The organism is Oricola sp., from assembly GCF_022763245.1.
Classification (GTDB): domain Bacteria; phylum Pseudomonadota; class Alphaproteobacteria; order Rhizobiales; family Rhizobiaceae; genus Oricola.
Genome location: NZ_JALEGV010000011.1, coordinates 1 through 24,011, shown reverse-complemented (window position 1 = coordinate 24,011; position 24,011 = coordinate 1). Strand labels below are relative to the sequence as shown.

At 58.0% G+C, this 24,011-nt stretch carries 25 protein-coding genes and 1 pseudogene; 22 read left to right on the top strand and 4 right to left on the bottom strand.

All coding sequences use genetic code 11. The features are described 5' to 3' along the window. The first annotated feature begins 71 nt into the window (after window positions 1–71). From MRY80_RS02970 to MRY80_RS02935, 8 genes are read left to right on the top strand one after another with little or no spacing between them, the layout of a single operon-like run. Window positions 72–371 (top strand): hypothetical protein, encoded by a 300-nt coding sequence (locus tag MRY80_RS02970; RefSeq protein WP_293287815.1) that lies wholly within the window; start codon window positions 72–74, stop codon window positions 369–371. Then, on the top strand, window positions 368–1,795 hold the full coding sequence (gene hxsB / locus MRY80_RS02965; protein WP_293287813.1) for a His-Xaa-Ser system radical SAM maturase HxsB: 1,428 nt from the start codon (window positions 368–370) through the stop codon (window positions 1,793–1,795). Before MRY80_RS02970 ends, hxsB begins: the two co-directional genes overlap by 4 nt. Then, the gene (gene hxsC, locus MRY80_RS02960; RefSeq protein ID WP_293287810.1) at window positions 1,770–2,876 is read left to right on the top strand and encodes a His-Xaa-Ser system radical SAM maturase HxsC; all 1,107 of its coding nucleotides are present in this window, start codon (window positions 1,770–1,772) and stop codon (window positions 2,874–2,876) included. The genes hxsB and hxsC overlap by 26 nt, the downstream gene beginning before the upstream one ends. Window positions 2,877–2,895: 19 nt before the next feature. Beyond that, window positions 2,896–3,405, top strand: a complete 510-nt coding sequence (gene hxsA, locus MRY80_RS02955; RefSeq protein WP_346433376.1) for a His-Xaa-Ser repeat protein HxsA — start codon at window positions 2,896–2,898, stop codon at window positions 3,403–3,405. Continuing rightward, the gene (locus tag MRY80_RS02950) at window positions 3,380–3,778 is read left to right on the top strand and encodes a TIGR03982 family His-Xaa-Ser system protein (RefSeq protein ID WP_293287805.1); all 399 of its coding nucleotides are present in this window, start codon (window positions 3,380–3,382) and stop codon (window positions 3,776–3,778) included. Before hxsA ends, MRY80_RS02950 begins: the two co-directional genes overlap by 26 nt. A 13-nt stretch (window positions 3,779–3,791) precedes the next feature. Continuing rightward, window positions 3,792–5,024, top strand: coding sequence for a His-Xaa-Ser system-associated MauG-like protein (locus tag MRY80_RS02945; protein WP_293287802.1), 1,233 nt, complete (start codon window positions 3,792–3,794; stop codon window positions 5,022–5,024). Next, window positions 5,021–5,398 (top strand): hypothetical protein, encoded by a 378-nt coding sequence (locus tag MRY80_RS02940; protein ID WP_293287800.1) that lies wholly within the window; start codon window positions 5,021–5,023, stop codon window positions 5,396–5,398. The genes MRY80_RS02945 and MRY80_RS02940 overlap by 4 nt, the downstream gene beginning before the upstream one ends. Next, window positions 5,395–6,798, top strand: a complete 1,404-nt coding sequence (locus tag MRY80_RS02935) for a cytochrome c peroxidase (RefSeq protein ID WP_293287798.1) — start codon at window positions 5,395–5,397, stop codon at window positions 6,796–6,798. Before MRY80_RS02940 ends, MRY80_RS02935 begins: the two co-directional genes overlap by 4 nt. A gap of 442 nt (window positions 6,799–7,240) precedes the next feature. Here the strand turns inward: MRY80_RS02935 and MRY80_RS02930 are convergent, their stop codons facing one another. After that, window positions 7,241–10,846 carry an ATP-binding protein gene (locus MRY80_RS02930; protein ID WP_293287796.1) on the bottom strand — a complete coding sequence of 1,202 codons (3,606 nt, stop codon included), beginning with the start codon at window positions 10,844–10,846 and terminating at the stop codon, window positions 7,241–7,243. A gap of 209 nt (window positions 10,847–11,055) precedes the next feature. Continuing rightward, window positions 11,056–11,943 carry a DUF4238 domain-containing protein gene (locus MRY80_RS02925; protein ID WP_293287794.1) on the bottom strand — a complete coding sequence of 296 codons (888 nt, stop codon included), beginning with the start codon at window positions 11,941–11,943 and terminating at the stop codon, window positions 11,056–11,058. A gap of 467 nt (window positions 11,944–12,410) precedes the next feature. On the opposite strand from MRY80_RS02925, the gene MRY80_RS02920 reads away from it, so the two are divergent. The 4 genes from MRY80_RS02920 to MRY80_RS27260 all read left to right on the top strand — a co-directional run bounded on the left by MRY80_RS02920 (window position 12,411) and on the right by MRY80_RS27260 (window position 15,821). Beyond that, a complete protein-coding gene (locus tag MRY80_RS02920; RefSeq protein WP_293287792.1) occupies window positions 12,411–12,800 on the top strand; it encodes a DUF3489 domain-containing protein in 390 nt (129 codons plus the stop codon). Then, the gene (locus MRY80_RS02915; protein ID WP_293287790.1) at window positions 12,797–13,252 is read left to right on the top strand and encodes a DUF2924 domain-containing protein; all 456 of its coding nucleotides are present in this window, start codon (window positions 12,797–12,799) and stop codon (window positions 13,250–13,252) included. The genes MRY80_RS02920 and MRY80_RS02915 overlap by 4 nt, the downstream gene beginning before the upstream one ends. Next, entirely contained in the window at window positions 13,249–14,916 is a 1,668-nt protein-coding gene (locus MRY80_RS02910; RefSeq protein ID WP_293287787.1) for a recombinase family protein, read from the top strand. The genes MRY80_RS02915 and MRY80_RS02910 overlap by 4 nt, the downstream gene beginning before the upstream one ends. A 278-nt stretch (window positions 14,917–15,194) precedes the next feature. Then, on the top strand, window positions 15,195–15,821 hold the full coding sequence (locus MRY80_RS27260; RefSeq protein WP_346433374.1) for a RusA family crossover junction endodeoxyribonuclease: 627 nt from the start codon (window positions 15,195–15,197) through the stop codon (window positions 15,819–15,821). Here the strand turns inward: MRY80_RS27260 and MRY80_RS02895 are convergent. Together MRY80_RS02895 and MRY80_RS02890 are read right to left on the bottom strand one after the other, a co-directional pair. Then, the gene (locus tag MRY80_RS02895) at window positions 15,802–17,013 is read right to left on the bottom strand and encodes a site-specific integrase (RefSeq protein WP_293288352.1); all 1,212 of its coding nucleotides are present in this window, start codon (window positions 17,011–17,013) and stop codon (window positions 15,802–15,804) included. The two genes, MRY80_RS27260 and MRY80_RS02895, sit on opposite strands and share 20 nt — an antisense overlap. Beyond that, window positions 17,010–17,456 (bottom strand): Arc family DNA-binding protein, encoded by a 447-nt coding sequence (locus MRY80_RS02890; RefSeq protein ID WP_293287785.1) that lies wholly within the window; start codon window positions 17,454–17,456, stop codon window positions 17,010–17,012. The genes MRY80_RS02895 and MRY80_RS02890 overlap by 4 nt, the downstream gene beginning before the upstream one ends. Before the next feature lie 105 nt (window positions 17,457–17,561). On the opposite strand from MRY80_RS02890, the gene MRY80_RS02885 reads away from it, so the two are divergent. The 10 genes and pseudogenes from MRY80_RS02885 to MRY80_RS02840 all read left to right on the top strand — a co-directional run. Beyond that, the gene (locus MRY80_RS02885; RefSeq protein ID WP_293287784.1) at window positions 17,562–17,747 is read left to right on the top strand and encodes a DNA-binding protein; all 186 of its coding nucleotides are present in this window, start codon (window positions 17,562–17,564) and stop codon (window positions 17,745–17,747) included. Next, the gene (locus MRY80_RS02880) at window positions 17,747–18,055 is read left to right on the top strand and encodes a hypothetical protein (RefSeq protein ID WP_293287782.1); all 309 of its coding nucleotides are present in this window, start codon (window positions 17,747–17,749) and stop codon (window positions 18,053–18,055) included. Before MRY80_RS02885 ends, MRY80_RS02880 begins: the two co-directional genes overlap by 1 nt. Before the next feature lie 77 nt (window positions 18,056–18,132). Further along, window positions 18,133–18,435, top strand: coding sequence for a hypothetical protein (locus tag MRY80_RS02875; RefSeq protein WP_293287779.1), 303 nt, complete (start codon window positions 18,133–18,135; stop codon window positions 18,433–18,435). A gap of 313 nt (window positions 18,436–18,748) precedes the next feature. Next, a complete protein-coding gene (locus MRY80_RS02870) occupies window positions 18,749–20,044 on the top strand; it encodes an AAA family ATPase (RefSeq protein ID WP_293287777.1) in 1,296 nt (431 codons plus the stop codon). A gap of 467 nt (window positions 20,045–20,511) precedes the next feature. After that, entirely contained in the window at window positions 20,512–20,709 is a 198-nt protein-coding gene (locus MRY80_RS02865; RefSeq protein WP_293287775.1) for a hypothetical protein, read from the top strand. A 57-nt stretch (window positions 20,710–20,766) separates the two neighbouring features. Beyond that, on the top strand, window positions 20,767–21,837 hold the full coding sequence (locus MRY80_RS02860; protein WP_293287773.1) for a hypothetical protein: 1,071 nt from the start codon (window positions 20,767–20,769) through the stop codon (window positions 21,835–21,837). Then, window positions 21,834–22,016, top strand: coding sequence for a hypothetical protein (locus MRY80_RS02855; protein ID WP_293287770.1), 183 nt, complete (start codon window positions 21,834–21,836; stop codon window positions 22,014–22,016). Before MRY80_RS02860 ends, MRY80_RS02855 begins: the two co-directional genes overlap by 4 nt. Window positions 22,017–22,097: 81 nt before the next feature. Beyond that, on the top strand, window positions 22,098–22,304 hold the full coding sequence (locus MRY80_RS02850) for a hypothetical protein (protein ID WP_293287767.1): 207 nt from the start codon (window positions 22,098–22,100) through the stop codon (window positions 22,302–22,304). 96 nt (window positions 22,305–22,400) lie between these two features. Continuing rightward, window positions 22,401–22,613: a hypothetical protein gene (locus tag MRY80_RS02845; protein ID WP_293287765.1), complete on the top strand. Its 213-nt coding sequence runs from the start codon at window positions 22,401–22,403 to the stop codon at window positions 22,611–22,613. Then, window positions 22,613–24,011 (top strand): annotated as a pseudogene (locus MRY80_RS02840) (hypothetical protein); the annotation flags it as partial. The gene MRY80_RS02845 and the pseudogene MRY80_RS02840, both read left to right, overlap by 1 nt.

The window sequence follows — 24,011 nt, the reverse complement described above, 5'->3', positions numbered from 1 at the left end:
GGGCATTGAGCTAACAGTCCGGCTCGGAGCGGATGCACGAAAACATGAGCGGCGTACGGCACATCAAATAGTTGTACAGTTCCGCCGCAATTCGTAGCATTCGTATTCGGCGACTTGGGGAGGCGAGAATCAGGGTTGTAATTCCAGCACTGCTCAAAAAATACGCGGAATTGGCAATTGCACGGTTGGGGTATCTGTATCCGGCCGCCCGCTTTACCTTGTGCGACAATTGCATCGAGGTTTCGGGCGAATTCGATGTAGCCGAAGAGACCATCGCCAAAGAGATCAACTATGCTCTCTATCGAGAAAGAATCTTTGCCGAAACACTCTCGATGCGCCAGGACCTGATCAGCGCTGTGACGCGCCGATGAAGATATGGCCACTCCGATTTCGGGAATTGGGTCCTAGCCGCGTCCTCTTCGCAGATGATGCCGGAGGATACTTCGTTTCTGATCCGGCCTTCCTACAACGCTATGTGGATAGTGCGCTCTCGGACACCGACCGTAAGTTCCTGTATGAACACGGGCACGCGTTCAACCGGGTTGGGGATCTCCAACACACGTCATTTACCTGGCGTTGGACGGCAAGGCAGTCTGCACGTGAGAAGATAGCCTATGTCATTCTCGTTCCCACGCTGCGATGCAATCTGACGTGCACCTATTGCCAAGTGTCCAGGGCGGCCGAGAACGCGAAAGGATACGACTGGGACACCGATACGCTTGAAGCCGTTCTGGGCTTTCTTGATCGGCTGGAAACGGACGAGATCAAGGTCGAGTTTCAGGGAGGAGAACCGCTGTTGCGATCCGACCTCCTTCGGCGCGTGCGCGACCACTGCCGGAAGCGCTTCAGCCGGTCGGAGTTCGTGGTTTGCACCAATTTGCAGCGGCTCGGTCCGGACGAGATCGGTTTTCTGGATGCCGTGGATACTTATACGAGCACGTCGCTCGACGGAGGGTTGCTCCATCATGAACGCTATCGGACACGGAACCGCGCGCTGACCGAGGAATTCTTCGAGAACCTCGATACCGTCGTCCAGAGGTTTGGTCAGAGAGTTTCTGCCCTACCTACTGTCGATATCGACGACCCGCCCGAAATTGAAACCTTGGTCACTGCATTTGAATCCTACGGATTCTCGTCGATCTATCTAAGGCCAGTCAATTATCACGGCTTCGCGCGACGGCGCCGAGCGCAGCGTGATGACCTTTCGCGATGGAACGCATTCTATGACGAGTTCATCGATTTCCTCATCGACCGGAATTTCCAAACCGGACACGTCATGGAGGAATTCTATCTATCCCTCTGCCTACGCCGGATGCTCCAACCAGGCCACGACGGCCACGTCGACTTGCGCAATCCGAGCCTTCCGGCTTCGGATTACGTGCTTATCGACTTCGATGGTCGACTGTATCCAAGCGATGAGGCTCGAATGCTGTCGCGTATTGGCCAGATCGACCTGTCGATCGGGACCGCTCACGATGGTATCGACCAAGAGGCGATCGCGGCGCGAGTACCCTCTGCATTTAACAATTTCGATCCCGACTGCATTCATTGCCCCTACCAGCCGTTCTGCGGCACAGACCCTATTGATGACGTTTCGCGATACCGTCGCGTCGACATCCCGCGACAGGACACGTGGTTTTGCGGCCGACAACTAGCGGTCTTCGACAAGGCCATGAGTCTGATCTACAGCAGCGACGAACGGGTGCTCTACTCACTCAGAAAATGGGCCGGCCTTGCAACCTGGCCGAACTCCCTCGCTCCGGAACATCATGATACCTCTGCGCATACAAGTTGAAGGCGCGACCCGTGAGGATCCTTTTGTGGTCCGGCTGTCCGGCGCAACAGCGGACACGACGATAAGCGGGCTTTGGGACGCGCTGTTAGTGCATTCGGAGGATGAGAAATGCGCATATCAGACCCGCCATGGCGAATTGCGTCTTTCAGGAATCCGCTCGTCCGATCTGGCGGGCGACGTGCTGCTGGTTGATCCCACCAGGAAGGTCGGCCACCGCCTTCTGCGAGCCGAGTCTCCGCACAATGCCTTTCTCGTTACCGAACGTTGCGATCAGATCTGCACCATGTGCTCGCAGCCTCCGAAGAGGTATCACGTCGATCTCTTTCCTCTGTTCCAACAAGCAGCCGTTCTTGCTCCCAAGGGCATGACCATCGGGATCACGGGCGGAGAACCCATGCTGTTCAAGGATCAGGTATTTGAACTGCTCCGCCGCACATTGGCCGCCCGACCCGATCTCAGCTTTCACGTGCTAACCAACGCTCAACACTTTGACGAGACCGACGTCGGCATACTCAGGGAGCTATCCAACGGAAAGGTACTGTGGGGCGTGCCGTTGTATGCAAGGGAATCTAGTCTCCACGACGCGATCGTCAGAAAGCCCGGCGCATTCGACAAACTGATGAATTCGCTTGGCGTGCTGGCGCGTGGCGGCGCCTTGATCGAACTGCGCACAGTCGTCTTGAAAACGAATGCGCCAGCGCTCGAGTCCTTGGCTGAATATGTCTCCGTCCAGCTGCCCTTCATCTCCAAATGGGCGATCATGCAGCTCGAGAACATCGGCTTCGGCCGGATGAACTGGGACAAGCTATTCTTTGACAACAGCGAGTGTTTCGCTCCGATCGGAGCGGCCATAGACGTGGCCCGAGGCCGAGGCGTGAACGTCGCGCTCTACAATTTCCCGCTCTGCACGGTACCCGAAAGCTATCGTGCATTCGCGGCGCCATCGATTTCGGACTGGAAGCAACGCTATCTGCGCGAATGCGATGGATGTGTATCGCGTAAGGATTGTGGAGGATTCTTTACGTGGTATCCTGAAGCAAGAGGTTTTTCTAGGCTGGGGCTAGAACAGATTGAAGCTTAAGTTCCTAATCCCGTCACTCATGGCAGCGGGATTTATTCCTGCAAACAGCCACGCGTTGCCGATTTCGGCACGCAAGGACAAGGAGGTGAAGGGTCCTTCATTGTTCGACGTTTTCAAGCTCGAGCATAAGTACACCTTGGCGGCGCATAGATCGCACTCCAGCCATGGATCCCACGGTTCCCACAGCAGCCATCGGTCGTCGTCCGGCGGCTCTTACGTAAGACCTGCACCTTCGCCCGCCCCGTCGCCTTCACCTCGTTTGTACGATTCGACGCCACCGCAACAGGTACTCCCGAAAGTACCGTCCGCTCCAAGAACTTTGCCCGGCAACTCCCCGAAATTCATGCAAATAGTGCTGCAGGTGCAGACCTGCCTGATGCTTTTCGGGTACGATCTTGGCGCGATCGACGGTCGCGTCGGTCCGGAAACAGCCGCTGCGATCGCCAAATTCCAGGAGCAATGGGGATTCAGGATCACCGGCACGATCACTCCGGAGGTACTCGATGCTTGTGGCATCGCAGCGAAGTAGGATCGCGGGCGCGGCGTTGCTGTTTTCGGCCGGCGTCGCCACAGGCCTGCTTGCTACGCCGCTGCGGAAGAACGTTGTCATTCTCGTCAGTGAGGAGCGCTATCAGGAAGCGACGTACCGCTGCGACCGCGCGATGCGCGAGCACCTGATCGCCAAGCAGCAAGTCGTTCACAGTCCCGGCAAGGAGACAGTGGCCAGCCTGCGTGCGGCGGAAGTCGGGCTACTCGATTGTCAGGACTATGACCTCCTACGGAAGCGGCTCATTCAGTGGGGCTTGGACGAAAACGATCTTAGCCTGATGGGCCTGAAAGCGATCGAGGCGAAAGCGGAGGACCTTGGGCAGGTCATCGAGATCCATGAGATACGCTACTAGCGCACTTGCCTGCTTGCTCTTTCTGCAAATTGGGCACGGCAGCGTCGCAGACGATCTTCGTGAAAGCGTTTTGCGCGATCAGGCACTCAAAGCAGGAATCGTGCAAGTCGTGTCACTTTGGCCATCCGTTTCACCGAAGCAAGCCGCCGCCGGAAAACTTCTTTTCGAGAGCAAAGAGCTATCGCTCACGCGCGAAATCGCCTGCCAATCATGTCACCTCGACCGTTTTAGCTCGTCCGACGGGATCCCGCTTGGCATTGGAACTCGCGGATCTGGGGAAGGCATACAGCGTATGCAGCGTGGCGGAGACATGCTTCCACGCAATACATTGCCGTTCTGGGGGCGGGGCTCTCTGGGCTTCGACGTCTTCTTCTGGGACGGGAAGGTCGACAGCTCTTCCGGCGAGGTCGCAAGCCAGTTCGGTGACCTGGTGCCGTCGGATGACCCACTCGTCGTGGCCGCGCATTTGCCGCCAGTGGAAATCAGGGAAATGCTCCGGGACGATGAAGCTGCGGAGGCGCTGCGAACGGAGTCGGTCTCTTCGGCACAATCGATCTATACGACGATCGAGGGGCGGGTGCAGGCTGATCCGATGCTTGCCGCAGCGCTGGTAGATGCATATGACTTTGAGCGAGGCGACATCCGCTTCTTGCACGTCGCTGAAAGCATTGCGGCGTTCATCCGAGACCGATTTCGACTGCAGCCGACCGGCTTCCACCGCTTCGTTTTCGACGAAGGCGACATAAGCGACGAAGAACTCGCCGGAGGGCTGTTGTTCTACGGAAGGGGCCGGTGCGTCGCCTGCCACAACGGCCCGTTCTTCAGCGACCTTTCGTTTCATGCCATTCCTTTTTCGCAGTTCGGGTATGGCCGGAATGGATTCGGCATCGATTACGGTCGGTTCAATGTTACGATGGATCCCGACGATCTTTACAAGTTCAGGACTCCGCCTCTCTACAACGTCGCATCGACAGGGCCGTATTCCCATTCTGGCGCTGTGGCCGATCTGCGCGATGCGATCCTTGCGCACGTTGACCCCTTCCGGGCTATGACTCTGCCTTTGGATCGGCAACAACGTGCCGAATTCTACCGGCGGCTCGGACAGTGGGCCAAGGAGCCGATTTGGGGCGTCGAGCTTGATGAGGACGATATCGATAATCTGGTCGCGTTCCTCGGAACTCTGAGCTTTGATGATGCGAATTTCCAGGGCTCGCGAAGTGGCAACGTGGCAGGGGGCGCGGAATGAGACTCGGCCAATCGTTCGCACTTTGGCTGATAGCAGGAACCCTTGGGATCGATCTTTTCTTAAACCATTCCGTTCCCGGCTTGTCGCTCGCGTTTCAGCGTAGCGCTTACTCCGAAGCTTCCCGTGCATGCCACGAAGCGCGCTCGTATCTGCAGCAGGTTACCGCACTCGCGAACGAGGTCGACGATGGCGTGCGTAGCCCGTTGCTGCGAAGCGCGGCTGTATCGATGTTGGACTGCCAAACCTACCAGATCATGCGCAGCAGATTGCTGGCGGCCGGAGTGAAGGAGCACTCTTTGCACGCGTTGGACGTCGCGGCCCTGCGCGCTTCGCGTACAGCCTTGCCATACACTGTCGAAGCGATTGATCAATGAAATGGATCGCTGTCCTCGGCGCTATCGCGTTGTCCGCATGCTCTGGGCCTTCCGAGGATGAGGCGACCTATGACCGCTATCTCGAACGCATTATCGCGGCTAACAACCTGCGGCCCTTGCCAACGAAACCATACGAGGAAACGCCGAAGTTCAAACTGGGACAGGCGCTATTTTTCGATCCTATCCTGTCGGGGAACCGCGACATCTCCTGCGCGACGTGCCACTTGGTTGGTGCCGGGCTTTCCGACGGCTTGCCGGCTTCCATCGGATCCGGCGGGGTCGGCTTGGGAACGTCGCGCGAGCGTCCCCGCGACCGCCCCGCTCAGCCTCGCAATTCGCTCGATCTCTGGAACCGTGACAACAATTCGGTGAAATCAATGTTCTGGGACGGCCGCGCAGAGGTTCTCGATCCGGTCAACCGGAAGTTCCGGACACCACTCGGAGATCTTCTTCCGGAAGGGTTCGAAAATCTCATGGCCGTGCAAGCAATCTTTCCTCTAACGCAGGCCGACGAAATGCTGGGGCTGCCTGGTGACGCTTCGCCTGGTGGCAATCCACCCGCACATGCAGGCTTGGTCAATGAAATCGCGGCTTCCGTAGTCGACCTGGAAGAACCCTATCGAACTGCAGCTGTCCTCGATCATGTGGTGTCAAGGCTGATCGGTACACCGGACACACCGCCGTCTCATTGGGAGTTGGAATATCGGCGATTATTCGAAAAAGCATTTCCCGGTACCTCACCGGAGGAAGTATCCATCGTTCACGTGGGGAACGCATTAGCGCATTTTGAGGAGATCGCCTTCGCCACCCGCGACACGCCGTGGGATCGGTACCTGGAAGGGGATATGACGGCGATCGGCTTGGAAGCCAAGCGCGGCGCTTTCCTGTTCTTCGGAAGGGGCCGCTGCGCAGTATGCCACGGCGGCCCCCTTTTCAGCGACTTTGAGTTCCATAGCATAGGAGCCAGGCCATTTGGTGCCGGGTACGACGGCCAAGGCCACGATACGGGTCGTTTCAGAGTTACGCGCCGTCCCGCTGACAAATTCAAGTTTCGGACACCTCCATTGCGGAATGTCACTCTCACGGCACCTTATTTCCACAACGGAAGCGCGAAGACGCTTGATGAAGCAATTCGCCAGCACGCCGATCCGCTCCAGTATGCGGACAAGTACGCCGAAAGCGGAGAACCTCTGTTGCAGATCGATGAGATTGATTCCGTTTCGCCCATTCTTCTTATTCGCGTGGAGTTGGCTCGGCGGGAGATTGACTATCTCGTTGCCTTTCTAATGGCGCTTGAGGATGATGGAATTGACCGATTAGAAGGGGTCGTTCCACTTGGCGTTCCCTCCCAACTGCCAATCCATAGCACGTCTGGCGCAGGCGACATTCGGGGTCACTAAGAGACCTTTTTCAAGGAGGTGAAGTTAATGCACAACCCACCTCAAGCCGGGTCGGTAGTCCGCTGTGTCTTTGTTGAGAATGTCTGTGCGCAAGTCGTGGCAGGTGACCGAATACTAGTCAGAAAAAGCGTTGTGTAAGACCGCATGCAGCGGAACCGTAATGTCCAATTAGGGGACGTCTTCGAACGGGCAGCTTTCGGAATTCGAACAGGTGACATCGGACGCCCGTCGTAATCAAGCTTGTCGTTGCTCACGGCCCAAAGTAGTCTTTCGTTCGGCAGCGAAGCATTAGTCCGCTCTCACTGCATTCAGAAGTTCTGGCTATCGTTGTGAAGACTCAGATGCGGACGATCAGCTATCAGGCCTAGCACATGCGTCCGCCTCGTGTTGAAACGCGCGTGCAATGAAGCGCGGGAAATAGTTGAAGGCAAAAGTGACCACCCTAAGAGCGATATAGATTAATCAATATATCGTCTGACCAGAAAGGCTTCCCTATAGAAGAGATGATGTCGCGCTCATCCAGCCATTTGACCAGTTCGCTGTTTTCATTTGTCCTCTTGAGCGTCGGACGTGCGTATCCGGTCTGAATTTTCGAGTATGGGTAAGGAAGCTGTCCTAAGACTTCTCGAATCTCGTTCTTATCCAGTGTTTCGTGGAGGAGATTGAGCAACTCAACCTGTGTGCCTACTGGCTTAGCGTTCAGGACAATTGCCTTGACGATTTCGGGCGTGAGCGAAGGCAGCATGCCATTTGTCCGCAATAGAATTGGCCCGACAATGCCGGCACGCTCGGGAAGGCTGGGTAGACCGCTTAGGTCCATCAAACCAATGACCGCCCGCTTCTCGTCGTCTGAGATATCGGTGGCAAGCAATCGCTCGCGGAAATCATCGCCGATCGAGAAAGAGCTGGGGTCGCGAAGATAGAAGGCGATGTTCTGGGCGACAAATTCTGTTTGAAGATCTTCCTCATCGTTGAGTGCGGCCAAATTCCCGGCACCGAAGGTGACACGCCGCTCATTGATAAGTATCCGACGCTTTTGGACGCTTAAAGATTCGGGAAATTTCTCGAATTGGTTGGGTAGGGCTCGCACGTATGCGCGATACGCCTCATCTTGAAGATCATCTGCTTCGATCAGGAATTGACGGAGAGGAAAAGTTTCTTTTGTTACCGGAATCGGCGTTTCCAAAAGAGTGGCGCGAACCTCGTCATCATCAAGGAAGGTGATAAGAGCGTCGCTCTCGAAAGCCTCTGATCGGAGATAAGCGAGGCAATTAGACCAAGTGGGAGCGATCCGCCCCCTGCGAACCACCATGGTCTGATGAACATCGGGTATTTCTTCGAGCGTGGGGAATAGCTTCGTTTGGCGCAGCACGAAGGTTTCTACCTCTTTGGCATCAAGCTCATCGTGGGACATCACAGCCAGTATCGCGTCGATATCCTCCTCATCGTTATCGTCCATATCCAGTAGTACGTTCGCGAAGTACGCTTCGAAATCGCTTTCCACCCGATCGAGTAGGGGTTCGGCTCCGGAGTTTCGCACCCTCGAATAATTTCGCTTAGTCAAGGCCAGGCCGGTATCTTCCCCGAGGATTGAGCCGAAGATGTAGCCTAAGTTCGCTTCGCTCAGGCGATAATGGCCGAGCTCGTATAGTTTACGAACGACGTTCGGATATCCATCGATCGCAGCAAGGTCCTTTGTCTCGATACACAACTCTTCAAGCTTGACCGGATCAACCCCCTCCAAGAGTTTGAGAATGTCTCGGAGATTGTCGGCCACGAATGCTCGTAGCTCGGGGTGCTCTTCGCGTTCGCGAGCCAGCATGGCTGGATGAAGATGTTCGATGAGCCTAGCGATATGCAAGACCGCGGAGGAGCCCTCAATGGCCGCGGGTACGAAACCGCGCCAAGCGCCGACGAGCTGCCTTATGAATTCGCCAACCTGCGTTCCCGTCGCGTAATAGGCTTCGAAGAATTCCTGCTGGTTCGGAAACTCGTTCGAAACGTATGCGAAAACCTTCCTAAGCCGTTCCGTATGCTTCTTGCTTTCCAGAAGCGCGTCGATGAGCCGAACGTTCAGCGCATAATCGAGGCCGAAATCGTCCTCCCTCATTCCCGCGATGACTTCACTCGGGTTGTCTATCGGGAAAAGGGGCTCAGGTGTTTGGAAAGCCCTTATTTGTATCAGGAACTTGTTGTCGTTTGGCGAAAGCCGTCCGGAGTGAAACAAAGACGTATATTGGTAGTAACTGTCATCGAGATAGCCCTCTAAGAGCAGGAACCGCGCGAGTTCACCGCCGTCGCCGAGCTTCTCGAAGACGCCTTCGGTTTCTTGCATGCTAGACCGCAGCAGGACGTTAAACTTACTTGTCCGGATCGACTTAATCTCACTTCTCAAATGGGCGATCCGCCGAAGCGCAGCCTTCTTATAGGCGTCTGCCTTGTGTTCGATCCTTTGCACCCGTTCGGCATAACCTTCTTCGGGGTCGACGCTGTCTTGGAAGGCAGCATTATTCTGCTGACGCCGACCATTATTAAAAATGTTGAAGTAAATGATTGGCGCAGTGATAAATTGTTCGAAATCTTCGTGCCCGGATAATTTAGCGGGCGTGATATACGCCTGTCCGTCCGAGCTTAACCCAGCGATATTGGCCGGCAACGTTTCAAGCAGGGCCATCGCGTAAATGCGTCTGAGCTCTCGCAAATCCTTAGGGATCTGCTTTTCTGCCCTCTCGATATCGCGTTCGAGTTCGGCGATCTCGGATCGATAGTTACGTTCGCGTGTGGCGATGAGTTCATCTTTACGCCCCAAAATTCCTGCGAGATGCCCTTCACCGCGGTGGAGTCGTTCGAAATCCCTCGGATAGACATTTTTATAGATCAGCACGGCGAGAAGCTTAGTGGCGTCCAGTACGTTCTCGCCATCAGTTTCCAAGTTCGCAACATAGATCGCATACTCGTTAAAGATGTTATGAATCAGCCGGAGATCGCTTAGGTAGCGAGATACTTCGCGTAGGAACTGCTGATCGAGCCTTCCGTCCAACTCTAGCCGCTTGCCCTGCGCAAGCACCATGTCGATCGAGTTCGAGCTATTGATAATTGGAATGACCGGAATGATGAATTCGAAAAACTTTGTCCGGTCGGTGTTGACGAACATGTCGTCGCGCAGCGCGTAGAGGAACCTGACTTGACGTCTCACACCCACATTGCCGTTCACGAGACTATTGATCTCGCGAAGGGTGACGAAGATGTCGGAATCCTCGAAGCGATCGAGATCCTCCACGATGACGAGGTCATAAGGGGTCGACTGGAAGAAGTAGACGATCTCGTCTAGGTGACGATTGAGGATCGAATCCTGGTCGTCGGAAGACGGCCGTATCTCAATGTCCTTCAGCGAAATGCTTTTGAGCGAAACGCCGAAGCTGGCGACGTAGAAGTGATGGATCGCAGACCAAAGATAGATCAGCGCGAAAGCAGCTACGGAGATATCGAGCCAGTTCGAGAAATCAAAGGGTTCGAAATACGACCCCTCAAAAATCGCTGCGCGATTATGGAACACATGCCAGAGAGCGAGCAGTCCGGTAAGAATGTAAAGTGATCGGAAGATCGACCAGAATCCTGGCGATTGGATTCGCTTGAAACGCGAGAGTGGCAGTTTGTTTGCATCTGCGCCATACAGCAGTTGCTGAAGGATACTCCGCTCGATCTCCTGTTTAGTAACTGTGCGTCGCTCATCGCCTGCTTCCGGTAAGAAGGCGGCGAGAGAGATGTGTAGGGCTTTACGGGGATAGGACTTTAAGAACGATCGGATGATGCTGCTTTTGCCAGAGCCATAGGGCCCGGTGAGCGCGATGTTGGACACGTCCGGACTGTCTGTCGCGAACTTCAATGCAGCCGCATATACCCCTCCTTGGTCGGCCTCATCGGTTGGGGCGAGATCGACGAATTTCGCTGGCCCCTCGGGCGAAACGGATCGCAGGCGCAGCGCTCCCGCCATAGCGGTGAACCTGTCGGCGATCCTATTGCTGGATTTAGTAAGACCAATATTCATAACAAGCTGTCTACCACGTTCGGAGTTTTATCCCAGCGGCGTGTAGAATAAACCGTAAGTGATACGAAAGCCCTGCCGATTTCCGCTTGAGGCCACTCGAGTCCCTTGAGTAAGCCGCAGCGAACGGCCGCTTTGGGAAGTTTAGGTTTGATCGAGAATGGCAGAGATGGGGCGCATTGCTCCTACTCAATGTTCATTACAAGCAAGCCTCATCCAGACAGGTATTCCGAGGTCGTGAAATATTCAGGCGTTTCGTAATTCACTCGGGATAGCGAGGCGACCAGCGCCTGAGATCGCCCTGCGATCATCACTGACTGCCTTGCCATTGCCTCGTTCATTGTGCGGAGCTGCGCCCTAGTGATCTGCTCAAGGTGAATTGTCTTTGCTTGAGAGCAATAACCGATCGCGACGTCACTCGCGATCGGCATGAAGGAGATCTTGCCGCCAGGTGCATCTTTAGCGACGGACCCGACCTTGGCCATTGCCGTCGGATGGTCTCCAAGCACGAAGGCAGCGTTTCGCGGTGCCATGTATACGGCTAGGCCTTTGCGTCGCATCTCCACTAAGAGCTCCTCAGGAGGACCGGATGCCTGAGCCGCAATGCGAGCATTCTGCTTGATCCTATCGACGTCTGCGGGGTCATCCATCCAGGCCCGGTCGGCATCGCTCCAGCGCTCCTGGCTCGCAACCTCTGCCAAGACGGCATCTAACTCCTGTTCACTAACGAAGCGGGAGTGCCAGGCTGCGGATCGTTTGTCGGAATAGTACCGGAAATGGTGGAGAAATTCCCAAGCCTCGTCCGCCATACGAGGTGTCTTGCCAACCCTGACTATGCCAAGAAGTTGACGGAGAAATGCAGCCCCCGCTGACTCAAGTTTCGAAAAGCCATGCTCCATTGAGACGTCGCGTTCGCCCTCGTCGCCGACAATAGTGTAGAGATCGGTTTTCAAGAAAAGGTTTTCCGGCGTGGTGACCCTGACCTTACCAACAGGGAAAGTTCGGCGCCAGAAATGCAGCCCTCCCTTTTCGTTGGTGAAGTTCCTCAAGATCATGCGAGGAATGTAGTGGTGCCGGCGCGGCGCTATATTGCTAGGCATTTTCCGATTTCAGCAGATTCGTACCGAGGCTAACAACCTGTTTAATCCGCGGAGTCATCGACGATGTGCGAGGTTGGCAATGCGCCTGCTGTAGGGCAGAAACACCGCTTGCCATCCCAAGGTAGTATCAAAGCAGTGGGAGTTGAACGGCTGCTTCCGGGCAACGGACGCAGTTATACGAATGACCAAAATGGGCGCGCTAAAGCTGTCATGGATGGAAACGCCACTGTCACTGCGTTGGGCATATTGCGAGCAATTCCGAGTACACCGATCGTCCCAAACGCGGTTGTGATTCGCCGGCATATTCCGACTTGCCAAGAAAGTTATCTTCTGAGCGTTTTCCCGCTCGACTTCTTTGGCGAAGGAAGCGTTAGTGTTGGCACGTCGTGCCAGACGGTGCCCGCAACGCGGGCTTCACTCAGTGGGAAGCTGGATAATCCGGCCTCGAAAACTGAGTGGAGAACAGCATGAACACCCAAATTGTTGACAATATCGGCGACGGCGACGGCGGCGCGGCCATTGAGGCCGAATCCCAGGCGATCGACAAGCCTGCCACCAAGCGTAAACCGCGCGCAGCCATCAAACCGAAGTCGGCCGGCACCGGGAGGTCGGCTGCAAAGAGCAAGAAGGACCAACTCGTCGCTCTGCTGTCGAAGCCGAATGGCGCGCGCATCTCGGTGATCGTTGAGCGCCTGGGTTGGCAGGCGCACACGGTACGGGCCGCGTTGTCGGGCCTGCGCAAGCAGGGCGTCGAAGTCGCCATGTCGAAGTCGCCGAAGACGGGCGAGACGGTTTACACGATCGTTGCGGCGCCAATCGAGGAGGGCGGGCAAGCGGGCGATGGGGCGGCGTCGTGACCACGGCCTTGGCATCCATGATCGGAGGCGATGTTGCCGCCTTCGAGGAGATGGGTCGCGACGCTTGCATCGAAGCCTGGCGAAAGCAGTTTGATCGCGAACCTCCCAAATACGTCTCGGCGCAGTTCATGCGCCGGGCATTGGCCTATGAAGCGCAGGTAAAAGCCCATGGTGGGCATTCGCCTGCGGTTCGAAGGGCACTCGAACGGTCCTTGAAGGACGATCGCAAGCCGAATGGCAAAGTAAGGCCGGCGCTGCCGGCCTCGTCCGTGGCGCTGCGGCCGGGCACCCACCTTGTCCGCGAGTGGAATGGTCGATCCTACCAGGTCGAGGTTCTGGAGGCCGGCTTCCGGATGGATGGCAAACAGTACCGATCACTGAGCTCCATCGCCCGTAAGATAACGGGCGCGCACTGGTCGGGGCCGCGCTTCTTCGGACTGGATGCGTCATGAAGAAGATCCGCTGCGCTATCTATACGCGCAAGTCGTCGGAGGAGGGCCTGGAGCAGGAGTTCAACTCACTGCATGCCCAGCGCGAAGCCTGTGTCTCCTATATCGCCAGCCAGAAGCATGAAGGCTGGGTGCTGTTGCCGGATCACTATGACGATGGCGGAATATCCGGTGGGACACTGGAGCGGGCAGGGCTGCAAAGGCTGCTGCGCAATGTCGATGAAGGCCTGGTCGACCAGATCGTCGTCTACAAGATCGATCGGCTGACGCGATCGCTGGCCGACTTCGCCAAGCTTGTAGAGCGGCTGGATGCGGCAGATGCCTCCTTCGTCTCGGTGACACAGTCCTTCAACACGGCAACCAGCATGGGGCGACTGACGCTGAATGTCCTTCTGTCCTTTGCCCAGTTCGAGCGTGAGGTCACTGCCGAGCGCATCCGCGACAAGATCGCGGCCTCGAAGAAGAAGGGGCTCTGGATGGGTGGCAACGTTCCTCTCGGTTACGAGCCGGATGGGCGGACGCTGAAGATCGTCGAAGACGAAGCCAGGACGGTCCGAACCCTGTTCGACCTCTATCTGGAACATCGTTCGATTAACGCGGTCAAACAGCGGGCCAACCGAATGGGGCTGAGAACAAAGGCAAGTGCGAGAGGCGGATCGGGAGGCCAGGCTGCTGGCGAAGCCGCCTTCGAACGGGGCCATGTGTATTACATCCTGACCAACCCGATCTACGCCGGTCGTGTCCGCCATCGTACCCAGGTCTATGAGGGCCAGCATCCAGCAATCATCGATCCCGCGGTCTTCGGTGATGTCCAGCAACACCTGAAGGAAACCGCTGGGCGGGGGAGGGGGCGATCAGCATCGGGTTCGAAAACTTCGCCGCTTGCGGGCAGGCTGTTTGACGAGACCGGAGATCGTCTGACGCCGACCCATGCCAACAAGAAGGGCAGGCGGTATCAATACTATGTCTCGAACCGCATGATCGTCGGCGATGGCAACGCCGACAAATCAAAGGCTGCGAGTGGATGGCGGCTCCCGGCAAAGTCGCTGGAACAGCAGCTGGCTTCTGCGGTCCTGACTCATCTCCGCAATCGATTGCCCGTCGATCTGCTCATCGATCCCTCGGCAGATGAGATTGGGCGTATCCATGATCTCCTTGACGATGCCGGAGCAGTTAATGTGACGCGCAGCCAAGAAGCTGTGCTGGCTTGCATCCAACCAGCAACGATCACTCCCGGAAAGATCGAGATCGCTCTTGACTGCGAGACCGTCGCTGCGTGGCTGTGTGTCTCGTCAGGCGCGATGAACTCCGATGCCCTGTCATTCTCGATCCCGTTCCAGTTCCGCAAGCGCGGTGTCGAGACCAAGCTGATCATCGGGAACGGTCATAGCCGAGCCGTCGACGAGGTCCTGATCCGCAATATTGCCAAGGCGCAGCAGTACTACGATGCGATCAAGCAGGGTCAAACCTTCGAAGAGATCGCCGCATCGGAAAACCTCTCGAAGCGCCGCATCCTCCAGGTGATCGACCTCGCATTCCTTGCGCCCGACATCGTCAAGTTGATCATGCAAGGCGATCAGCCCATCTGCCTGACCGCAAAGTGGCTTGGCCAGAATCCGCAGCCATCCGACTGGCAGGCCCAGCGCCGCATCGTCGCCGCACTCTGAAATCACCTGCAAATTTTTCGAAGAAGTGCATCAGAGGCCGATCGTCCGCCGATGCGCTTTCCGCAAACTGTCAGTCCCGAAATGGCCGACTGAGACTTTCCGCGATTCAGCGGCGATTTGTGGCTCGAAATGCAGTCTCTGTTTGTGGGTGCAAACGCTAACCCGCGGAAACTACGCGGTTATCCGACCGCGAAACTGGAAACGCTATTTTGGGAAGGGTGGTTGGCTGGGGAACCTGGATTCGAACCAGGACTAACGGAGTCAGAGTTTGTTAAATCATGCGACATGGCCGCAATATTGCGTTGATTTGTAAGGGTTTTGATGCGACATGGAAAAACCATGTTGCATTTGTGTTGCAAGGAGACCCTATGCCGAGCGTCCGAAAGAGAACCTGGGAAACCAACGGCGTTGCGAAGGAAGCATGGATCGTCGACTATCGGGACGTGACCGGAAAGCGCCGGATCAAGACGTGTCCCACGAAGAAATCCGCAGACAATTTCGCGCGCGCGCTCAACACAGTCCACGGCCATGCGCCCGAGCCATTGAGTCGAACAGGCGCGATGGAGTTTATTGCTCCGCTTCCCAAAGGCAGGCGAGAACCGGGAAGGGTCGCTATCGCCGACGCTTTCCGAGCGGCATTCCCCGACCGTGCGCCCACTACCAGCACGATCGCCATCCACGTCTTTGCCGAAGTGCCGCCCGCCATTGCCGTCGCGGACGTCGACAACCTTTTGAAGCCGGTTCTCGATGCCCTGAGCGGGGTGGCCTATTTCGATGATACGCAGATCAGCGAATGCTTGGTGCGCCGCATTCCGGCAAAGGAACGCCGCCTTCTGATCAGGCTTTGGTCTGTGCCTACGGAACTGCTAGTGCGGGGCCTGCCCGCTACCCCGCTACTGGCCTGACCGTCATCAAACGGCTCTCGGCATCGGCCAAAGCCTGTGCTTCGTCGGTGGCCGGAAACAGGTGGCCGTAGGTGTCGAAGGTCACCTGAATCGACGAGTGACCCATGCGCGCCTGAACCGCCTTAGGGGATAGCTCGAGCCCTCCATCGGTCTTGCTGTTGATGCACCAAGACGCGTACCAGTGCCGCAGGGCGTGGAGGCCGGTGTATTTCGGAGCGGGCAGGGGGTTACCGGCCTCATCCTGCTGGCTGCCCGGCACGGTGACGCCAGCCCTGATCATCGTCGGGTGCAGGCCTCGCTTGATGATGTTCTGATGCCATTCGATGTGACCCTCGCCGTTCGGGAAGACCAGGTTCAATTCGCCCTTCGGGCAGGCGAGGCGCCATTCCCGGAGGGTGTTGATCACCATCGGCGTCAGCGGGATCGTACGCTGCCCGGCGTCCGATTTCGGCATCCCCACCGTGTGGTATTTATCGGCGCGCTGCCGGACATGGATCAGGCCCTTGGCGAGATCCACATCGGGCCATGAGAGGCCTCGCAATTCCGAGGCGCGCATTCCGGTGAAGACGGCAGTGACGATAAACGGGCGATATCGGCCCTGTGCTGCCTCCAGAATGGCGCGGACCTCTCCCATGGTCGGAATGTCCACCCCGTAGCGCAGACGGGCTTTCTGGCGCTTCTCTGCGGCGTTTCCGCTACCGCGGCGCTTGCTCATCTCCTGGACGGCATTGCGGACCACGAGGCCGCGCTCCTGAGCGTCTGACAGGATGCTGCCGAGGCTCACCGTCACGCGCTTGATCATCGCCGCCGAGCGGCCGTTCTCCCGCAACTCTTCCTGAAACCCGCGAACCGCCGGCACGGTGACCTTGCTGAGCTTCACGTCGCCGATCATGGGGGCGATATGCAGGTCGAGGTGCTGCCTGTACTGGTCGAGGGTGGCCCGCTCGAGGCCGGCCGCGCCGCAGCTTTTCATCCACAGGTCGCCCGCCTCCTTGACCGTCACGGTTTCCCGATCCGCTACATGGACACCCTCGCGGACCTCGACGTTGGCCGTTGCGGCGAACTCGTCTGCAAGCTTCTTCAGCTTGAAGGTCTTGAGTCGCCGCCGGCCTTTGGTATCGACGTAATCGACCACCCAGGCCGTGCGCTCGTCGCCCTTGCCGGTGGTCCATGTTCGCTTCCGGACGCTCATTTCTTCCTCCATGGGAGCGTAGGCTCCCCCTTGGCGGCGTCTCTCACGTATTCATCAACGAACGTGATGAAGAGCTTTTCGCGTTCGGTCTTTTCCCGATTTTCGAAGGCGAGCTTATCCGCCATCGCGATCAACTCGCCTTCCAGTGTAGGCGGTGGCGGGAACGCCTTCTCGATTACCTCGTGAAAGATGTCGTTCGGGTCAGTCTCCCGCCGGCTCGCCTCATCGAGCACGCGCGCCAACAGTTCCGGTGGAAGCCATATCCGGAACGATCCGTCGTCAGACCGATCCAGCCCGCTGTTCTGCAATCGAGCGACGATCTCCGCGTTCATCGATCGATTGTTCCTGCGTGCCGATTCGGCGACCTGTTCCTTCAGCCCCGGCTGCATGCGCAGCCCGAACGGTGTGATATTTGCCAGCAATTCTCGGTCATCTGTACTCATGGCTTCATATTGCAGCTATTTGCCATTGACGCCATAGCTACATTCTGTTGTTATCCTTAACAGATGGCTACAGATTGTAGTTATCGCCGCTATAAGGAGATCGAAATGACGGAAACCAATGCAGATGACATCGTTTGGGGCGCCAGCGAGATCGCGAAGGTGATCGGGCGCACCGACAGGCAGACCTTCCACCTTCTGACATCCGGCCAGCTTCCCGCGAAGAAGGTCGGCGACCGCTGGGTTGCTTCACGCAAGAAGCTTCTCGAAGCACTGATTGGAGAGGCCGCATGATGGATCTCTCCGACATCAGGGCCGCCATCGAGCGCGGCATCGTGTCCGACCTCGAAGATGCATTCCGGGCGCTGGTCGGATGGCCAGGCGAGGATGAAATCGCCGGGGCGGACGCGACGGAACGTCAAGCGCTTCTTGAGCGCATCTGTGATGCCCTGCGCGACGATGACCGGCAGATGCCGGGCGGCACGCGCGAGATCCTTGAGGATGCCGCGGCCGATCTTCGCGGTGGCAGATACTGCGATGGCGCGTTGGCCGTTCTCGCCGATCTCGACCACTGGCGCACTCGCCTTGGAGATCGGTCATGACGGCAACTCGAAGAAAAGGCCCGACACCGGCTGCAACCGGCTCGGGCCATGGTTCAAACAACCCGTTGGAGGAAAGAATGAACGCGCACACGAATATCGCAAAACTGCCGCAGAGCGCAAGCGCCGGTGGCACCAAGACTCCGGACATAACCGACTGCTGGTCTCAGGCGCAGGGTCTGCTGCATCGGCTCCACTACCTTTCCAACGATCTGGAGCATGCACTCACCCCGAAGCGGGCGACCCGCCGGGACGGTGATGTCGTGACGCTCGTGTTCACCGAGGCCAGCATTGACGCGACTATTTGGCTGGCAAACGAGGCGTGGTCGACGGCGAACAAGCTGACAAAAGCGCTGGAAACCCTCATGGAGGCAGAGGATTGACCTTCGGAACGAAACGACCCGGCGCTGGAACGCCGGGTCAAAATCATGAACCCCACCAAGGCCCACATGCGAATGGCTCGCAAGATACCGCTTCGACAAAGCGGCCGCAAGTTTGTTGCCGGACCTGCTTCTTCTATCATCAATGGGAGACCGAAGAGTGTCTTGGCAATGGTCTCTACTCGCCTGGCAATGGAGATTGCCGGTGCAGGTCTCCGCGCGTAGTTTCCGGCGATCTTTTGGGCCAGGACAGATGGCCGCGCGTATCAGATGGAGAATGGTGCGGCGAGTGGCGTTCTGAAAACGGCGAGTGCCTGTGAGCGAGCAAGTCGTTTTCCATCCTGATCATGGTGCGGGCACGATTGTCCGCGCCAGTAGTGCTGGCAATGGCTATCTCGTCAATTTTGAGGGCGGTGCCAGTCTGTCAATTCTATCCAGCTTTCTTTACCCGACTGCCGAGGCGGCTGCAGAGGCGAAGAAACGTCGAACGCCGGCGCCTGAAATCGAGCGCGCGCCGCATGTTCGAGACATGCATCTCTCGATTGTTCCGGCATCGGAATTCGCCGCACGAGAGACGCCGCAACGCCAGTTTCTGGACGAGCGACGGCTGATCCCGCTGCGAAACGTCACGATCATTTCAGGCGATGGCGGGACCGGCAAATCGCTTCTCGCCCTGCAGCTCGGCATGGGTGTCGCGGCTGGCGGCATATGGCTTGGCAGGCGCGTTCGAGAGGGCAGCGTTCTCTATTTCTCGGCGGAAGACGACGAGGACGAGACGCATATCCGCTTCAAGGAAATCTGCGCGGCCGAGGGTCTCCACCCCTCCAGCTTCAATGCGCTCGGCTTCGACTTCCGAGCAGGCAAGGAAGCTGCGCTAGCGGTCGAAGTGCCGCGATCCGCGGTCTTGCAGAGAACGCCACTCATGGGCGCGCTAGAGGCCGCAATGGGCGAGAACAGTCCTGTCCTGCTTATCCTCGACAACTTGGCCGATGTGTTCGCCGGCAACGAGGTTTCTCGCGTCCAGGCGCGCCAGTTCATCGGCATGATGCGCGGGCTCGCCCTCAAGCATGATTGCGCCGTGGTTTTGCTTTCGCACCCGTCTGTGGCTGGCATGAACAGCGGCACAGGATCATCTGGCTCGACGGCATGGAACAATTCCGTGCGCTCGCGGCTCTACCTTCGACGAGACGTGTCGGATGACGGATCGGAAGCGGACGCCGACGCTCGCATTCTGGAGACCAAGAAAACGAACTATGCCCGTGCTGGCGACGAGACGCGGTTGCGGTGGGAGGATGGCCGCTTCGTCGCGGTGGAGGAAACTCGGCAGGACAATGGCGATCCGATTGCGCAGGCGACCAAGGCGGAGCGCGTGTTCCTCCATCTACTCGACTGGCATTCGCGAAAGGGGCTGCACGTCTCCCCGAACAAGAGCAATCGATATGCGCCGACGGTGTTTGCCCGCCATGGGCAATGCGAGGGCGTCAAGGCGCGCCAATTTGAGCGAGCAATGGAAACCCTGTTCGAGCATGGCCAGATAGAAATTGATCGCCACGGGCCACCATCGAAGCCGCGAAATCACATTGTCCGGGCTGGTGATGCCGACCATGAATAGGCCTTCCAACCGGATTTCCAACCGGATTTCCAAGACATTTTCCGACTGCTTCCAACCGAGTGTTTCCGGCCTTCCAAGGGTGGGCGAGACACACACTATACCTAAAGGTATATGGCCGCCGCCCCTTGGCGGGCGCGGCCTAATGGACACTGACGATCGATGATTGTCTCGCCGGCCATCCCGAAAAGATCGGACGACGCGCGCGCGCTCCAAGACTTGGCCGATCGGATCGAACAACTGGTGCCGGACAGACGCGATCCCGAGCGCTTCCATGTCGAGAAATCCGAGATCGTGCACGAGCTCCGAAGGATTGCGGGCGGATGACAGGGGGCGGGCATACGAGGTTCAAAACCAGTCCGATCTGGGACCGGCGGATGGCCCAAAAAATCGCAAAACCGTAAGAATTCGGTTTTTCGGGTGAGAAAATGAAATCTCGAGAACCAGCAAACCGAACAGCGGCGGCACGCATGCGCAGGTGTCGTGAGCGGCGTAAGTCTGGCTCGATCGTCACGCCGCCGCTAGCCGTTCCACCGTCCGCCGTCGAGAACCTGGTCGCAGGCGGTTTCCTGAAATCTTGGGACGAGGAAAACCCGGAGGCTGTAGCAAACGCGATCCTGCTGCTGCTGGAAAGCCTGCATAGGTTCGATGACAGCGTTACGCCGTAACGCGTTCCGGATTTTCGATTTGCTATGAGTCGCAAATCAAGAACCGGGAGACCGAACATGAAGGGCGTATTTGCCGTATCCCCGCAGAATGCCGAAACCGGCCAAATGGCTTTGCTCGCAAAGTCGCTCATGCTCGGCGGCGGTCGGCAAGGTGATGCGATCGCCGCGGCGGAAATGCTCAATGCGCCGCCGCGCGTGTCAAACTTGGTCAAGGCTCCGGTCCCGGCACATTGGTCCGGCGATCCCGACGTCGATGGTTTGCAAGACGCGCGGAATATCACGACCGCGTTCCTGCCGTTCCTGCGCACCTCATCCCTGTTTTACAGCGCCTTCTCGCTCGGCATGGCGCGCGTCCCGCTGATGACGCAAGCCTCGATCATCACGGCGACGGCAACAGCCTTTGTGGCTGCTGAAGGCGCAGCAATCCCTATGAGCCGCATGGAAGTCGGCCAGGGGGGTATCGATAGGCAAGTCGCTAACGCCTTGGTCATCGTGACGAAGCCGTTGCTGCGGATGGCAGGGTCGGCAGGCGAGCAGATGATCAGTCGCGAACTGCGCCGCTCGATCGCGCCGGCCGTGGATTCAAAATTCATCGCCACCATCATCGACGGATTGACGCCGCTTGTCTCGGCAGGGTCCGACGCCGAGGCGGCAGTTGTTGACGTGAAGGCGCTGATCGAGGCCGTCGCGCCGACGGTCGAGTCCCGCCTGATCTTCGGCATGGCAAAGGATGTCGCGATCGCCGGCTCGATGATGATCCTCGATGGCGGATGGCTCTTCCCGGACCTGACCCCGACCGGAGGCCAGATCAAGGGCATCGATGTTGTGGTGTCCGAAGCCCTCGATCCCGGGACACTCATGCTGATCGACGCGACCGGCATCGCGGGCGACTCGGAACTGATCACGCTTGCGGCTTCGGACGAAACGTCGATCCAGATGGAAACCACGCCGACCGGATCCTCCGCGGCGCCGACCGCGACCGAAATGGTGTCGATGTATCAGACGAACAGCTCGGCTTTGCTCGCGACGGCATTCTTCGGCGCAGAGCGATACACCGACAATGCGGCGGCGACGATGACAGTCGGATGGTCCGGCGAAGAAGGCGAAGCGGAAGGAGAAGGCGAATGAGTGACGTCATGGCAGAGGGTGACGCACTCCTGAAACGCCTCGACGATCGTCAGAAGGAGCGCGAAATGCGGCGCCGGGATTTCGTTGTCGTCAACGTGCCACTGCGTCGGCATGCCGATGGCGTGGTCTCGACGCAAAGCATTTCGGTCCCGCGATCGTCCCTCCCGAAGGGCAAGTAACGCGCGCGTGGCAGGTCGGCGCCGCCGCGTCCGGCAACATGGCGCCGGCCTGTTTCTCGACTGACTAAAGAATGGATCAAGATGGCAGACGACAAAATCACGGATTTGCAGACCGCCTTCGACGCCTTCGGAGACATCCTAAAGGGCTACGTCGACCGGTCCCTCGATCATTACGCTTCACGCATCGAGGCGCTGGAAAAGCAGGTGGAGGAAATGAAGAGCGATCGCTCCAAAAGCTTAAACCTCGATCGTGTGAACTCGTCGATGCAAAGCACCGGCAGTCTGTGAGGGGGGGGCATCTTCAGATGCCAGGGCCACCGATTTGGGACCGGCGGGTGACCGACAAAAAGCGAAAAACCAGATTAACGTTCTGAGGTTGTCAATATGGCCAAACCTCTGAAGCCGGCAGAAATCGTGCAGATCCACGCGCTGAACCTATCGCGCGAACTCGGCTGCACTGACCGCGATATCGCGGTCGCCGCGCTTTCGACCGCGTTCATGATCGCCGACGAGATGGGCGACCCGGACGGGTTCGTCGCGAAATTGACAGCGCTCGCTCTGGAGCGCGGCCACCTCAAGAAAGGGAGAGCCCTGTAATGGCCGGGTCAGCCGTAATTGGAAGTCTTCGCGTAGGCCTCGGCCTGGACAGCGCACAATTCACGTCCGGCTTGAAGAAGTCGGAGAACCGCCTCGCCGGATTCGGCAAGACCGTCGCGAACAGCATGGCCGGCATTGCCGTCGCCGCATCCGCCGCGCTCGCGGGTGTCTCTGTCGCAATCGGAAAGACGATATCGACCGCCGATGAGATGACGAAATCGGCTCAAAAATTCGGCGTGCCGGTGGACCAGCTGAGTCGCTTGAAGCATGCCGCCGACCTCTCCGGCGTGTCGATCGATACCTTGGGTACCGGATTGCGGCGGCTTTCCGATACCATGCTTCAGGTTTCGGCCGGCGCGAGCACGAGCGCGACACGGGCGCTGGAAGCTCTCGACGTCACCGTCCAGAACTCGGACGGTTCGTTGCGCTCATCTTCCGATGTCATGACCGATATCGCCGGAAAACTCTCCCAAATGCAGGACGGCGCTGCCAAAACGGCGGCCGCGATGGCGATCTTCGGTCGATCTGGCGCCGACCTGATTCCGATGCTCAACGCGGGACGCGACGGGCTTGCCGCGATGCTCGCCGAGGCCGATGCGCTCGGCATAACACTGGACCGCAACACCGGCCAGGCGGCCGAACGGTTCAACGACAATCTGACGCGTCTCGGCAAGATCACCGACGGTTTCACGCTCAAGCTGACCGCGGCGATGCTGCCGGCGCTCGAGAAGGCGTCCGAGGCCTTCCTCGCGATCGCGAACGACGGCGAAAAGGTTCAGGCGATCGCATCTGGTCTCACCCGAGCCTTCGCCTTCGTCTCGAATGAGATCGCGCAACTGGCGATCATTGGGAACCGCCTGAGCGCGGAATTCGCCGGCATCTCCGAGGCCTTCGGACGACTCAAATCAGGTGATTTCCGCGGCGCATGGTCGGCATGGCTCGCCGGACAGGAACAGTCCGTCAAGATGTCCGAGGATCTGCGCAAGCAGATTGATGGCATTTTCTCAGGCGAAGTTTTCAGCCAAGGGCAAATCCAGCGGCGAATTGACGACGCATTCGGTCAGTCCGGGGCGTCGGCGGGCGCCAGCTTCGTCGCCAGGTTCGCGGAAGCATCGAAGACGGTCGGCGACACCGTTACGAAGACAGACGCCTGGAAGGGGCTCAGACAGGCGGCGGAAGCGGCCTCCAGCGCCGTGAACGGTGTCCGGTATGCTGTCGACTCTTTTGTGTCGGACATGAGGTCAGGCCTGGAAGCCGGTGAAGGGTTCTGGAAATCGTTCGGCTCGGCCGCGATGAAGGCGATCGATCGACTGGTTGACGCGCTCCTCAACGACGTGCTCGACGCCATGTTCAAAGTCAACACCGCCGGCTCTGGTGGCGGATTTCTAGGCGCCATTG

What these genes read in the sequence shown, in the direction of transcription:
- hxsC (WP_293287810.1), top strand. Translation starts at nt 1,770, where the DNA reads ATGATACCTCTGCGCATACAAGTTGAAGGCGCGACCCGTGAGGATCCT.
- MRY80_RS02860 (WP_293287773.1), top strand. Translation starts at nt 20,767, where the DNA reads ATGAAGGGCGTATTTGCCGTATCCCCGCAGAATGCCGAAACCGGCCAA.
- MRY80_RS02925 (WP_293287794.1), bottom strand. Translation starts at nt 11,943, where the DNA reads ATGCCTAGCAATATAGCGCCGCGCCGGCACCACTACATTCCTCGCATG.
- MRY80_RS02875 (WP_293287779.1), top strand. Translation starts at nt 18,133, where the DNA reads ATGAACGCGCACACGAATATCGCAAAACTGCCGCAGAGCGCAAGCGCC.
- MRY80_RS02850 (WP_293287767.1), top strand. Translation starts at nt 22,098, where the DNA reads ATGGCAGACGACAAAATCACGGATTTGCAGACCGCCTTCGACGCCTTC.
- MRY80_RS02895 (WP_293288352.1), bottom strand. Translation starts at nt 17,013, where the DNA reads ATGAGCGTCCGGAAGCGAACATGGACCACCGGCAAGGGCGACGAGCGC.
- MRY80_RS02935 (WP_293287798.1), top strand. Translation starts at nt 5,395, where the DNA reads ATGAAATGGATCGCTGTCCTCGGCGCTATCGCGTTGTCCGCATGCTCT.
- MRY80_RS27260 (WP_346433374.1), top strand. Translation starts at nt 15,195, where the DNA reads ATGCGACATGGCCGCAATATTGCGTTGATTTGTAAGGGTTTTGATGCG.
- MRY80_RS02855 (WP_293287770.1), top strand. Translation starts at nt 21,834, where the DNA reads ATGAGTGACGTCATGGCAGAGGGTGACGCACTCCTGAAACGCCTCGAC.
- MRY80_RS02940 (WP_293287800.1), top strand. Translation starts at nt 5,021, where the DNA reads ATGAGACTCGGCCAATCGTTCGCACTTTGGCTGATAGCAGGAACCCTT.
- MRY80_RS02865 (WP_293287775.1), top strand. Translation starts at nt 20,512, where the DNA reads ATGCGCAGGTGTCGTGAGCGGCGTAAGTCTGGCTCGATCGTCACGCCG.
- MRY80_RS02880 (WP_293287782.1), top strand. Translation starts at nt 17,747, where the DNA reads ATGGATCTCTCCGACATCAGGGCCGCCATCGAGCGCGGCATCGTGTCC.
- MRY80_RS02885 (WP_293287784.1), top strand. Translation starts at nt 17,562, where the DNA reads ATGACGGAAACCAATGCAGATGACATCGTTTGGGGCGCCAGCGAGATC.
- MRY80_RS02930 (WP_293287796.1), bottom strand. Translation starts at nt 10,846, where the DNA reads ATGAATATTGGTCTTACTAAATCCAGCAATAGGATCGCCGACAGGTTC.
- MRY80_RS02845 (WP_293287765.1), top strand. Translation starts at nt 22,401, where the DNA reads ATGGCCAAACCTCTGAAGCCGGCAGAAATCGTGCAGATCCACGCGCTG.
- hxsB (WP_293287813.1), top strand. Translation starts at nt 368, where the DNA reads ATGAAGATATGGCCACTCCGATTTCGGGAATTGGGTCCTAGCCGCGTC.
- MRY80_RS02920 (WP_293287792.1), top strand. Translation starts at nt 12,411, where the DNA reads ATGAACACCCAAATTGTTGACAATATCGGCGACGGCGACGGCGGCGCG.
- MRY80_RS02890 (WP_293287785.1), bottom strand. Translation starts at nt 17,456, where the DNA reads ATGAGTACAGATGACCGAGAATTGCTGGCAAATATCACACCGTTCGGG.
- MRY80_RS02910 (WP_293287787.1), top strand. Translation starts at nt 13,249, where the DNA reads ATGAAGAAGATCCGCTGCGCTATCTATACGCGCAAGTCGTCGGAGGAG.
- hxsA (WP_346433376.1), top strand. Translation starts at nt 2,896, where the DNA reads ATGGCAGCGGGATTTATTCCTGCAAACAGCCACGCGTTGCCGATTTCG.
- MRY80_RS02950 (WP_293287805.1), top strand. Translation starts at nt 3,380, where the DNA reads ATGCTTGTGGCATCGCAGCGAAGTAGGATCGCGGGCGCGGCGTTGCTG.